This window comes from Brevibacterium sp. SMBL_HHYL_HB1 (assembly GCF_018208375.1).
Lineage (GTDB): Bacteria > Actinomycetota > Actinomycetes > Actinomycetales > Brevibacteriaceae > Brevibacterium > Brevibacterium intestinavium.
In genome coordinates this window covers 2,334,862-2,347,660 of sequence record NZ_CP062936.1, presented here as the reverse complement: position 1 = coordinate 2,347,660, position 12,799 = coordinate 2,334,862, and the positions used below count along the sequence as shown (strand labels likewise).

The 12,799-nt window shown below is 64.2% G+C and carries 7 protein-coding genes; 6 read left to right on the top strand and 1 reads right to left on the bottom strand.

The features are described from left to right. Nucleotides 1-1,167, top strand: a complete 1,167-nt coding sequence (locus IG171_RS10895) for a hypothetical protein (RefSeq protein ID WP_212127471.1) — start codon at nucleotides 1-3, stop codon at nucleotides 1,165-1,167. Between the two features lie 3 nt (nucleotides 1,168-1,170). On the opposite strand, the gene IG171_RS10890 is transcribed toward IG171_RS10895, so the two are convergent. Next, on the bottom strand, nucleotides 1,171-1,962 hold the full coding sequence (locus tag IG171_RS10890) for an MBL fold metallo-hydrolase (protein WP_212127470.1): 792 nt from the start codon (nucleotides 1,960-1,962) through the stop codon (nucleotides 1,171-1,173). Nucleotides 1,963-2,094: 132 nt separating this feature from the next. On the opposite strand from IG171_RS10890, the gene IG171_RS10885 reads away from it, so the two are divergent. The 5 genes from IG171_RS10885 (at nucleotide 2,095) to IG171_RS10865 (ending at nucleotide 12,757) form a co-directional block, all read left to right on the top strand. Beyond that, complete coding sequence (locus IG171_RS10885) at nucleotides 2,095-3,240, top strand: GNAT family N-acetyltransferase (protein ID WP_212127469.1); 1,146 nt, start codon at nucleotides 2,095-2,097, stop codon at nucleotides 3,238-3,240. A 197-nt stretch (nucleotides 3,241-3,437) separates the two neighbouring features. Further along, a complete protein-coding gene (gene rpoB, locus IG171_RS10880) occupies nucleotides 3,438-6,917 on the top strand; it encodes a DNA-directed RNA polymerase subunit beta (protein ID WP_212127468.1) in 3,480 nt (1,159 codons plus the stop codon). Nucleotides 6,918-6,985: 68 nt separating this feature from the next. Further along, nucleotides 6,986-10,858: a DNA-directed RNA polymerase subunit beta' gene (locus tag IG171_RS10875; RefSeq protein WP_212127467.1), complete on the top strand. Its 3,873-nt coding sequence runs from the start codon at nucleotides 6,986-6,988 to the stop codon at nucleotides 10,856-10,858. 436 nt (nucleotides 10,859-11,294) lie between these two features. After that, on the top strand, nucleotides 11,295-11,735 hold the full coding sequence (locus IG171_RS10870; protein WP_212127466.1) for a transposase: 441 nt from the start codon (nucleotides 11,295-11,297) through the stop codon (nucleotides 11,733-11,735). Nucleotides 11,736-11,806: 71 nt separating this feature from the next. Continuing rightward, entirely contained in the window at nucleotides 11,807-12,757 is a 951-nt protein-coding gene (locus IG171_RS10865) for an IS3 family transposase (RefSeq protein ID WP_249203629.1), read from the top strand. Nucleotides 12,758-12,799: the final 42 nt, after the last annotated feature.

Below are 12,799 nucleotides of genomic sequence, written 5' to 3'. Positions count from 1 at the left end.
ATGAGCGCAGACGCACAGCAGATTGCCGCAGCACTGGAGACGGATCCGTTCTTCATCGACGAATCCCTCGAAGGTTCGCTCAATGCCGGCCTGATGGACAAAGCACAGGAGACAGTCGACGATCTCGACTTCGACGTCTACGTCATCGCTGTCGACGATGACTACAACGATCGGGATCTGCTCGGGCAGATCATGGACTCAAACGGCGGCGAAGGTTCGTTCATCATGATCAACGGCACGAACGACCTCACCGTGGACTACCACTTCGACGACGACCACGAGCTGCAGTCGCAGATCAGGGATCAGCTGTCGAACGCTCGGGACGAATGGAACGTCACCTCCCCGTCGACGACGAAACTGAATATCCTCCTCGACTACTACGCTCACCCGGAGGAGGCGGATGACAGCGGCCAGGTCGAAGGCCAGGAGGCTCCGGGCAGCGAGGTCCAGACCGTTGACGACGACGGGGGACCGTCCGCGATGCTCTTCGGCGGGATCGTGGTCGCACTCGTCCTGGTCATCATCGGCGTCTGGATCACCCGTTCACTGCGACGCAGAGTCGCTGACCGCCGGCGGCAGAAGCAGTTCCAGCTGCCGCCGCAGCTGCTGGAGCGGGTCGACACCCTGCAGCGGAAATCGCTGCGGGCCAACATCAATGCCGACACCGCAGACATCGTCGCCGAGATCGATCGCCTCCAGACCGAGGATCTGTCCTCGGACGGGGCGGTGAAGGTGGGACGGGCCCTCGACGCCTATGAGATCGCTCGCGACATCGTCGATGATGAGGCCGCCGGTCGCCTCGACCTCGCCGGAGCGGCAGTCCTCCTCCGTCAGGCGGGCAGGGAGATCGCCGCAGTGCAGCAGTCAGACCGGACGAAACGCAGTCCACGAGGCGGAGGCGCCGGCAGACTCCCGCAATCTCTGTGCACGATCAATCCGCTGCATGGGGAGGCCGGGGGCACCTCGGAGGTCAGGACGGCGGGCAGGAGCGTGCGCGTGCCCGTGTGCGAAGACTGCCGCGCCGATCTGCGTGCAGGCAATCAGCTGCCGTGGATCTTCGACGAGGGCAGGCCGTACGTCGAAGGCACGAGTGTGTGGGCGGCGACCCTCTTCGGCGCCATCGGGGGAGACCTCGTCACGGCTCTGAAATCGCAGCCGCCGCGCTGAGTCTCAGCGGAGTCGGTGCTCCCGGGGAACGCTGCGATCGTGGTCGCCGGGCATCGTGCGGGCCGGCAGGGCCACCTCGGTGTCGTCCTGGCGATGCCGCATCCCGTCGATGTCGGCGAGCTGACGCTGCACGAATCCGCGGTCGACGGGCACACCGTGCCCGGGGACGAAGACCTCGGCCTCGGGGAACTCGAGGATCGTGTGGAGGCTGTCCACCCATCGGCTGAGAGCGGCATCGGCCCCGGCCTGCGGAGGATCGCCCTCCTCGACCAGATCGCCGGTGAACACGATCCCGAACTCGGGCAGACGCACGACGAGGTCGGAGGTCGAGTGTCCTTCGAGGACATGGAATTCGGCGCGGCAGTCACCGAGGTCGATACCGTCGGGTGCCGACGTCGATCCGACCGGAGTGACGTCGACGACGAGCTCGCCGGGATCATCGGGCAGCTCCGCGGCGAACTCGGCCGTGGCCGGATCGTGGCGAAGCGAATCGAGGGCGAGCCAGGCGCTGGCCTCCTGGTCGGCAGCGAAGGACGACGAAGCCAGCGCCCTGCCCGCTGTCGCCTCGAGCAGTGCCGCCGCCCCGAAGCAGTGGTCCCAATGATCGTGGGTGATGACCAGGTCGATGCCTCCCGCGCCGGGGGAGTCCCCGCGCAGCTGAGCCGCCCGAGCGGCGAGCCGTCTGCCGGCTGCGGGGAACGGGCCCGCATCGACGATGAGGCTGCCCGTGCTGCCGGTGATGACCGCGCAGTTGACGGAGGCGGGGTCGGTGCTGAACACGCTGATGGTCGTCATAGGACGAGTCTAGGGGGCACAAGCGGCGGGGAAGTGTCCGGGTCGACACGGAGCGTTCCTGGGCACGATCGCTGTTCGCGACGGGATCGCCTAAGATCACAGCCACCAGCTGCTCAACGCACGAGGAGATCGATGGAGATCACGCATATCCGTGCCGGGACCCTCGCCGATCCGACTGTCGACGCGCTTCTGACCGAGATCGTCGACTTCGACCGGACGATCAACCGCGCCCTCGGCTTCGGCCGGGACTTCGACCCTCTGCCCGGGTCGGTGCGAGGCAAACTCGTGCGCACCGACGAATTCACCTCTCACGAACTCTGGCTCGGCCGACTCCAGGGCCGCCTCGTGGCCAAGGCCGGAGCGTATCTCAGCCTGACCGACAACACCGACGTCGCGGACGTCTACGTCGGTGTTCTGCCCCAGCACCGGTGTTCGGGCCTGGGAACCGAGCTGTTGACCGTCATGGAGCGGCAATTGGGGCAGGCCGGCAGGACACGGCTGAACGCGTGGTGCGAGATGCCGGTCGCGGACTTCCGCGGCGACCCGCGCAGACCGCGGATCGCCGCCGCTGCGGGCACCGGCAGCCTCCCGGCCGAACGGGCCGAGGTCGCCTTCGCCCGGGCACGCGGCTACGGTCTCCAGCAGCTCGAACGGTGCTCCGTGGCACGCGTCCGGGCGGATGCGGCGGGTTCGCCGAGGGATGCGGGGCCGATGCCTGCGGACACAGCGGATCCGACCACGACGGATCCAGGACCGAATCCGACCGAAGCGGGCGACCGTTCCGAACCCGATGACGGATATGTCATCCGCACCTGGGCGGGGCCGGTGCCAGAGGAACATGTCGAGGCGATCGCCCGGCTGCATCAGCGGATGTCGACCGATGTCCCAGGAGCAGCGGACCTCTACGACGAGGAGTCCTGGGACGCCGCTCGGGTCCGTGCCCTCGAAGCCGATCGCGAGTTCACGGGCGCACGAACGCACACGGCCTTGGCTCTCCGCGGCGATGAGGGGGTCGGCTTCACCGAGGTCGTGTCCTACGGCCAGAGGCCCCAGGTGGCCTATCAGGGCGCCACACTCGTTGTCGAAGAGCATCGGGGACACGGACTGGGCGCGAGGCTGAAGAAGGCCAATCATGGCAGGCTGGCCCGGGAGTCCGACGTCGAACGCGTCTATACGTGGAATGCGGCGGAGAACTCGTGGATGCTGGCCATCAACGAACGAGCGGGGTTCGAGGCCGCGGGCTGGGTCGGTCTGTGGAAGAAGATGCTTCTTGCGTGACTTGACCTGATGCTATAAGGTTGATATTTGCATCGTTCTGCCTGTGGTGTGCCTTCATATAGCGGTGGGCACGTCCATTCCACTCAAGTGAACCACGTCGACGCCGGGAGTCGAAATCCGACACACCTGTGGGTCGTCGAAGCGATGACGAGTGGGCAGACGAAGTATCAGATGGTGAAGCACTCGGAAGGAACCAATTGGCCGCCGCCAACGACAACACCAGGACCGCTAATCCCCCCCAGAGAATTTCCTTCGCGAAGATTCGCGAACCCCTCGAGGTTCCCGATCTGCTCGGTCTGCAGACGGACAGCTTCGACTGGCTGATCGGCTCGGAGACGTGGCAGGACCGCGTCGCCGAGGCCATCGAGATCGGTGATGACTCCGTCGCGACCACCTCGGGTCTCGAGGACATCTTCGAAGAGATCTCGCCGATCGAAGACTTCGGCGGATCCATGTCGCTGTCGTTCCGCGAACACCGGTTCGAAGCGCCCAAGTACTCGATCGACGAGTGCAAGGAGCGCGATATGACCTACTCGGCGCCGCTGTACGTCACCGCCGAGTTCATGAACAACAACACCGGCGAGATCAAGAGCCAGACCGTGTTCATGGGTGACTTCCCCCTGATGACCGACAAGGGCACGTTCATCATCAACGGCACCGAACGCGTCGTCGTCTCGCAGCTCGTCCGCTCGCCCGGCGCCTACTTCGAGTCCAGCGTGGACAAGACCACGGACAAGGACATCTTCACTGCGAAGATCATCCCCTCCCGCGGTGCCTGGCTGGAGTTCGAGGTCGACAAGCGCGACCAGGTCGGTGTGCGCCTCGACCGCAAGCGCAAGCAGTCGGTGACCGTTCTGCTCAAGGCCCTCGGCTGGACCGAGGCGAAGATCCTCGAGGAGTTCGGCGAGTTCGAATCCATTCGCGAGACGATGGCCAAGGACACCGTCAACACGCAGGACGAGGCGCTGCTCGACATCTACAAGAAGCTGCGCCCGGCAGAGCCCGCGACCACCGAGGCCGCCCGCAACCTGCTCAGCAACCTGTACTTCAACCCGAAGCGCTACGATCTGGCCAAGGTCGGTCGCTACAAGGTCAACCGCAAGCTCGGCGTCGAGGCTCCGCTGTCGGATTCGGTGCTCTCGACCGAGGACATCGTGGCCACCATCCGCTACCTCGTGTCGCTGCACGCAGGCGTGGAGACCACCAAGGGCACCCGCGACGGCGAAGAGGTCGAGCTGTCCGTCAAGCTCGACGACATCGACCACTTCGGCAACCGCCGCATCCGCGCCGTCGGCGAGCTCATCGAGAACCAGATCCGCACGGGTCTGTCCCGCATGGAGCGCGTCGTGCGTGAGCGCATGACCACTCAGGACGTCGAGGCGATCACCCCGCAGACCCTGATCAACATCCGCCCCGTGGTGGCTGCGATCAAGGAGTTCTTCGGCACTTCCCAGCTGAGCCAGTTCATGGATCAGAACAACCCGCTCGCGGGTCTGACCCACAAGCGCCGTCTCTCCGCACTGGGCCCCGGCGGTCTCTCGCGTGACCGCGCCGCCATGGAAGTCCGTGACGTGCACCCCTCGCACTACGGCCGCATGTGCCCGATCGAGACTCCCGAAGGCCCGAACATCGGACTGATCGGCTCGTTGGCCTCCTACGCCCGCATCAACCCCTTCGGCTTCATCGAGACGCCCTACCGCAAGGTCGTCGACGGTGTCGTCACCGATGAGACCCAGTACCTGACCGCCGATGACGAACTCGACTTCAACATCGCGCAGGCCAATGCCCCCCTGACCGAAGATCACCGTTTCGCCGAGGTCGAGGTTCTGGCCCGGCCGAAGGGCGGCGGCGGTGAAGCGGAGCTGGTCCAGTACGACCAGATCGACTTCATGGACGTCTCCGCACGTCAGATGGTGTCCGTGGCATCGGCCCTGATCCCGTTCCTCGAGCACGACGACGCCAACCGCGCCCTCATGGGTGCGAACATGCAGCGTCAGGCGGTGCCGCTGGTGATGGCCGAGTCCCCGGCAGTGGGCACCGGCATGGAATACCGTGCCGCTGTCGACGCCGGTGACGTCATCACCGCCGAGAAGTCCGGTGTCGTCACCGAGGTCTCGGCCGACTTCGTCACGGTGCTCGCCGATGACGGCACTCAGATGACCTACAAGGCCTCGAAGTTCAAGCGCTCGAACCACGGCACCTCGTACAACCAGCGCATCCTCGTCGACGAAGGGGACCGGGTCGAAGCCGGCTCCGTCCTCGCCGACGGACCGTCCACCGAGAACGGTGAGATGGCTCTGGGCAAGAACCTCCTCGTGGCGTTCATGTCCTGGGAAGGCTACAACTTCGAGGATGCGATCATCCTCTCCCAGCGTCTCGTCCAGGACGATGTCCTGTCCTCGATCCACATCGAGGAGCACGAGGTCGACGCCCGCGACACCAAGCTCGGCGCCGAGGAGATCACCCGGGACATCCCGAACATCTCGCCCGATGCCCTGGCCGACCTCGACGATCGCGGCATCATCCGCATCGGCGCCGAGGTCACTGACGGAGACATCCTCGTCGGCAAGGTCACCCCGAAGGGTGAGACCGAGCTGACCCCGGAGGAGCGGCTGCTGCGTGCGATCTTCGGTGAGAAGTCGCGCGAGGTCCGCGACACCTCGCTGCGTGTTCCTCACGGTGAGATCGGCACCGTCATCGGCGTCCGCGTCTTCGACCGTGAGGACGATGATGAGCTCTCGCCGGGCGTCAACCAGATGGTCCGCGTCTACGTGGCCCAGCGCCGCAAGATCACCATCGGTGACAAGATGGCCGGCCGCCACGGAAACAAGGGCGTCATCTCGACGATCCTGCCGGTCGAGGACATGCCGTTCCTCGCCGACGGGACTCCTGTCGACGTGATCCTCAACCCCCACGGTGTTCCCCGTCGTATGAACATCGGCCAGGTCTTCGAAGTTCACCTCGGCTGGATCTCGAAGCAGGGCTGGAAGATCGAGGGCAACCCCGAATGGGCAGCCGAGCTGCCGGCGGCGGCCCGCGAGGCCGAGGCCGGAACCAACCTGGCCACCCCGGTCTTCGACGGTGCGCACGAGCAGGAGCTGCGCGGACTGCTGGAGTCGACCACACCGAACCGCGACGGGGATCGCCTCATCGATTCCTCGGGCAAGGCCCAGCTGTTCGACGGTCGCTCCGGTGAGCCCTTCCCGTACCCGATCTCGGTCGGCTACATGTACATGCTCAAGCTCCACCACCTCGTCGACGACAAGATCCACGCGCGTTCGACCGGACCGTACTCGATGATCACCCAGCAGCCGCTCGGTGGTAAGGCGCAGTTCGGTGGTCAGCGCTTCGGTGAGATGGAAGTCTGGGCCCTCGAGGCCTACGGCGCCGCCTACACCCTGCAGGAGCTTCTGACGATCAAGTCCGATGACATCCCGGGCCGTGTGAAGGTCTACGAAGCCATCGTCAAGGGTGAGAACCTGCCCGATCCGGGAATCCCCGAATCGTTCAAGGTCCTCATCAAGGAGATGCAGTCCCTGTGCCTCAACGTCGAAGTCCTGTCTTCCGACGGCGGCCAGGTCGAGATGGGCGAATCGGAGGACGAGGTCTACCGTGCCGCCGAGGAACTCGGCATCGACCTGTCCCGCCGCGAAGCACAGACCGTAGAAGAAGTCTGAGGGCTTCCACTTCAACCGACACAACTTTTCGATGAACGAGACGTTCATCGCCAGGAAAGAGGATTTACGTGCCTGACGTCAATTTCTTTGATGAACTGCGCATCGGTCTTGCCACCGCTGAGAACATCCGCGGCTGGTCACACGGTGAGGTGAAAAAGCCTGAGACCATCAACTACCGGACCCTGAAGCCGGAGAAGGACGGACTCTTCTGCGAGAAGATCTTCGGACCCACCCGCGACTGGGAGTGCGCGTGCGGCAAGTACAAGCGCGTCCGCTTCAAGGGCATCATCTGCGAACGCTGCGGCGTCGAGGTCACCCGGGCCAAGGTGCGCCGTGAGCGCATGGGCCACATCGAACTGGCCGCTGCCGTGACCCACATCTGGTACTTCAAGGGTGTTCCCTCCCGTCTGGGATACCTGCTGGACCTGGCCCCGAAGGACCTCGAGAAGGTCATCTACTTCGCGGCCTACATGATCACCTCGGTCGACGAGGACTCCCGTCACCGTGATCTGCCCAGCCTGCAGAACAAGATCGACGTCGAGAAGCAGCAGATCGGCACCCGCCGGGACGCCGATATCGACCGTCGTGCCAAGAAGCTCGAAGAGGATCTCGCTGCACTCGAGGCCGACGGCGGAACCGCCCAGGCCAAGAAGAAGCTGCGCGATACCGCCGAGAAGGAAATGGACAAGCTGCGCCGCAACGCCGACCGTGAGATCGACCGCATCGAGCAGGTGTGGGATCGGTTCAAGAACCTCAAGGTCAACGACCTCGAGGGCGACGAGGGCCTGTACCGCGAGATGTTCCATCGCTTCGGCCTCTACTTCACCGGAGCGATGGGCGCCGAGGCGATCCAGAAGCGCCTGATGGACTTCGACCTCGAAGCCGAAGCCGAGAAGCTGCGTGAGCTCATCGCCACCGGCAAGGGCCAGCGCAAGACCCGTGCGCTCAAGCGCCTCAAGGTCGTCAACGCGTTCCTGACCACCGACAACAACCCCGAGGGCATGGTCCTCGACGTCGTGCCGGTGATTCCGCCGGAGCTGCGCCCGATGGTCCAGCTCGACGGCGGTCGCTTCGCGACCTCGGACCTCAACGACCTCTACCGTCGCGTGATCAACCGCAACAACCGTCTCAAGCGTCTGCTCGACCTCGGTGCTCCCGAGATCATCGTCAACAACGAGAAGCGGATGCTGCAGGAGGCCGTGGACTCGCTGTTCGACAACGGCCGTCGCGGACGTCCGGTGACCGGACCGGGCAACCGCCCGCTGAAGTCGCTGTCGGACATGCTCAAGGGCAAGCAGGGACGTTTCCGTCAGAACCTGCTCGGCAAGCGTGTGGACTACTCGGGCCGTTCGGTCATCGTCGTCGGTCCGCAGCTGCACCTGCACCAGGCCGGTCTGCCCAAGACGATGGCCCTGGAGCTGTTCAAGCCGTTCGTGATGAAGCGCCTGGTCGATCTCAACCATGCGCAGAACATCAAGTCGGCCAAGCGGATGGTCGAGCGCCAGCACCCGCAGGTGTGGGACGTCCTCGAAGAGGTCATCACCGAGCATCCTGTGCTGCTCAACCGCGCACCGACCCTGCACCGTCTGGGCATCCAGGCCTTCGAACCCCAGCTGATCGAGGGCAAGGCCATCCAGCTGCACCCGCTCGTGTGCTCGGCGTTCAACGCCGACTTCGACGGTGACCAGATGGCCGTGCACCTGCCGCTGAGTCCCGAGGCGGAGGCCGAGGCCCGCATCCTCATGCTCTCGTCCAACAACATCCTCAAGCCCTCGGACGGCAAGCCCGTGACCATGCCCTCTCAGGACATGATCATCGGTCTGTTCCACCTCACCTCCGAGCGCAAGGGTCTGCCCGGCGAAGGACGCTCCTTCTCCAGTATGGGCGAAGCCATCATGGCTTTCGATCGGGGCGAGCTCGATCTCGGTTCGCCTGTGACCATCCGTCTGGAGAACGTGGTTCCCGGACCGGACATCGAGGTGCCCGAAGGATGGGAGGAAGGCGATCCGCTGGACGTGCAGACCACCTTGGGCCGCGCAGAGTTCAACGAGTACCTGCCCGCTGACTACACCTTCGTGAACTCGACGATCGACAAGAAGGCCCTGAGCCGGATCGTCAACCACCTCGCCGAGGAGTACCCGAAGACCGAGGTCGCCCACACGCTGGACAACTTCAAGTCCGGCGGCTTCTACTGGGCCACCCGTTCAGGCATCACGATTGCGATGTCCGACGTCGTCTCGCCCGAGGCGAAGGCCGAGATCCTCGACGACGCCGAGGCCATCGACACGAAGGTCCAGCAGCAGTACGAACTCGGTGCGCTCACCGACGACGAGCGCCGCAACGAGCTCGTCAAGCTGTGGACTGAGACGACCGAGAAGGTCGACCAGATCATGCGCACGAACTTCCCCGAGGAGAACTCGGTGCTGCGTCTGGTCGAGTCCGGAGCATCCGGTAACTGGATGCAGGTGCGTCAGCTGGCGGGTATGCGCGGTCTGGTGACGAACCCGAAGGGTGAGATCATCCCGCGTCCGATCGTGTCGAACTACCGTGAGGGCCTGGCGGTGCTCGAGTACTTCATCGCCTCGCACGGTGCCCGTAAGGGACTGGCCGACACCGCTCTGCGCACCGCAGACTCCGGCTACCTGACCCGTCGCCTCGTCGACGTGTCGCAGGACGTCATCATCCGCACCGCCGATGCCGAATCGAACAAGGGCATCACGCTGCCGGTGGCCGAACGCGACCACGAGGGCAAGCTCGTCCCGCACGAGTACGCCGAGACCAGCCTCTACGGTCGACTCACGGTCAATGACGTCACCGACGCCGAGGGCAACGTCGTCGTCCCGGCGAAGTCCGATGTCTCTGCTGCCACGGTCGACGCCCTGGTGGCGGCCGGAGTCGAGGAGATCAAGGTCCACTCGGTGCTCACCGCCGATTCCGATACGCAGATCTCCGCTGAGCACTACGGCCGCTCCATGGCCACTGGCAAGCTCGTCGACATCGGTGAGGCGATCGGTACCGTCGCTGCCCAGTCGATCGGTGAGCCCGGCACTCAGCTGACGATGCGCACCTTCCACACCGGTGGTGCCGCGGCGTCGTCGGGTGATATCACGCAGGGTCTGCCCCGCGTGACCGAGCTCTTCGAAGCTCGCACCCCGAAGGGCTTCGCCCCCATCGCCGAGGCGACCGGTCGGGCGAAGATCGACGACAGCCGCAAGACCCGCTTCGTCATCATCACCCCCGATGACGGCAGCGACGAGATCGAGCACGCAGTCTCCAAGCGCGCCCGCCTCCTCGTCGAGGACGGCCAGCACGTCAAGGCCGGCGAGCAGCTCATCGTCGGTGCTGTCGATCCGAAGCAGGTGCTGCGCATCCGCGGTCGTCGTGAGGCCGAACGCTTCCTCGTCGAGGAGGTCCAGAAGGTCTACCGTTCGCAGGGTGTGGGCATCCACGACAAGCACATCGAGGTCATTGTTCGGCAGATGCTGCGTCGCGTCACCGTCATCGAGTCCGGCGACACGAACCTGCTGCCCGGTGAGCTCGTCGACCGTGGCCGCTACCAGGCGGAGAACCGTCGCGTGGTCGCCGAAGGCGGTCAGCCGGCGTCGGCACGTGATGAGCTGATGGGCATCACGAAGGCCTCGCTGGCCACCGAATCGTGGCTGTCGGCCGCGTCCTTCCAGGAGACCACTCGCGTGCTCACCGAGGCGGCCATGGAAGGCAAGTCGGATGCGCTCATGGGTCTGAAGGAGAACGTCATCCTCGGTAAGCTCATCCCTGCGGGCACCGGCCTGCAGACCCACCGCAACATCGTGGTGGAGCCGACCGAAGAGGCCAAGGCCGAGATGTTCACCAACAGCTACGGCGACTTCTACGCGGGCATCGGGGCCGACTCCGGTTCCGCCATCCCGCTGGAGGACTACGACTACGGCGCATTCAGCTGATCCGCTGATCTCCAGCCGCTGGGCAGATGCGAGGGGCATTCACCGAAAGGTGGGTGCCCCTCGCATCATTCATCGCCACCGCGTTCTGCCGCGTCTGGGCGCTTTGAGGACGACCGTTCTGAAGATCCGGCTGTCGGGTTCTGTGGACTCTGGGCGCTTTGGGGCCACTGTTGGGGAGATCGGGGGCCACTGGTGGGGAGATCGCGTTGCTGGACTCTGCGATCTCTGGTCGCCTCGAGGCTGATTTCGGCGTTCGAGAGGTGAGTCGCGGTGGCCGAGACCACGATGCAGCGTCGAGACAGCGGCGCAGCGACCTCGCTCGGCCAGCACCTGCAGCCGACACAACGGTGGAGCTCCGAGACCACCGTGCACGCCCTCTGTGTCAGGCTGTCTTGTGACAGTTATCTGACAATATTGGCGGGGAGAGAAGTCTGTTATGTCTTTTGAAGTTCCGTCCCGTTCCTCGAGCCGCGGGCATTTCACCACGGCCCAGAAACTCGAGATCCTGGACGAATATGACAAATGTATCGAGATGGGTTCTAAAGCCCAGTTGGCTCGGACTGTCGGGGTCAATCCCAGAACGATCTATCAGTGGTTCGTGGACAGAGAAAATGGTTGCCTGACCTCGCGATCGGATCGGTTGAATGGCAATCCCAGTGACAACAAGCTCAAAGCCGCTGAGAAGAAGCAACTCACACAGCTGCAGGCCGAGAACGAAGCGTTGAAGGCCAAACTGGCCAAGTCTGAAGCTGCGGTCGATATCTTGGGAAAAGCGTCCGCGCTCTTGGAAGCGATGTCCAAGAGCGCGACCGCGACAGACCCGACGCTGCCCGAGGTCGAGGCGACCAGGCCGGACTGGATGAGCCCGCCACAGTAAAGGCAATCGGGTTCAGGTTCATCGGCGATCTGATCAGGGTCGGCTGGTCGATCACGGCGGCCTGCGAGTTGATGGGTGTGCATCGTACGAGTTGGTACCGTCACCAGAATCCGGCGGTCCCGGCCGGGGTGCAGGTGCCGCAGAAGGAACGCGACTACCCGAGTCGGATCACCACCGCCGAGGCCGATGCGTTCATGGCGCTGTTGAACTCTGAAGACTATGAGAGCCTGTCTGTCACCCAGGCGTATTGGCGGATGCTCGATGCCGGGCAGGTGCCATTCTCCGCGTCGACGGCTCACCGAGTGGTGGCCGCACACGGGCAGAACGGAGACCGTCGCGCCCAGCGCCGTGGTAACCAGCCCAAACGGCCTAAGCCGGTCCACGCTGCCTGCGCACCGAACCAACTGTGGAGTTGGGACATCACGATGCTGCGCGGTCCCGGCAAGGTCATCTATCGCCTCTATGCCATCATGGACGTTTTCTCCCGCAAGATCGTTGGCCACCGGGTCGAGACTTCCGAGAAATCCGTCCATGCTCAGACCATGATCGATCAGGCTGTGGCAACTAACCAGCAGTACCCGACCGTGCTACACGCCGATAACGGGGCTCCCATGCGCGCGGCAACGACTGTCCAGTTCGCTCAGTCGCTGGGGATCAAGCTGTCCTTTTCCCGGCCCAGAGTGTCGAATGACAACGCGTTTAGTGAATCGACGTTCAAGACCATCAAGTACCACTTGGACTTTCCCACCCGGTTCGAATCCATCGATCATGCTCGTGACTACATGGCCGCGTTCATTGCTGACTACAACGCGAACCACCGCCACAGCGGCCTGAATTATTACACTCCCAACGATGTCCATCACGGACGTACCGAGCTTGTCCGGGCCCGTCGCCAAGCCACTCTGGAGGCCCGTCACTGCGCGCATCCGGAACGATTCCACACCAGCCCCATAGCCGCTGGCCCACCGACCCACGCCGGCATCAATAGCCCAGAAAACACCGAGCTGTCACAAACAGCTTGAAATATACCGCACGCATAGTGGTTTCGGCGCTCCACCGTTGTG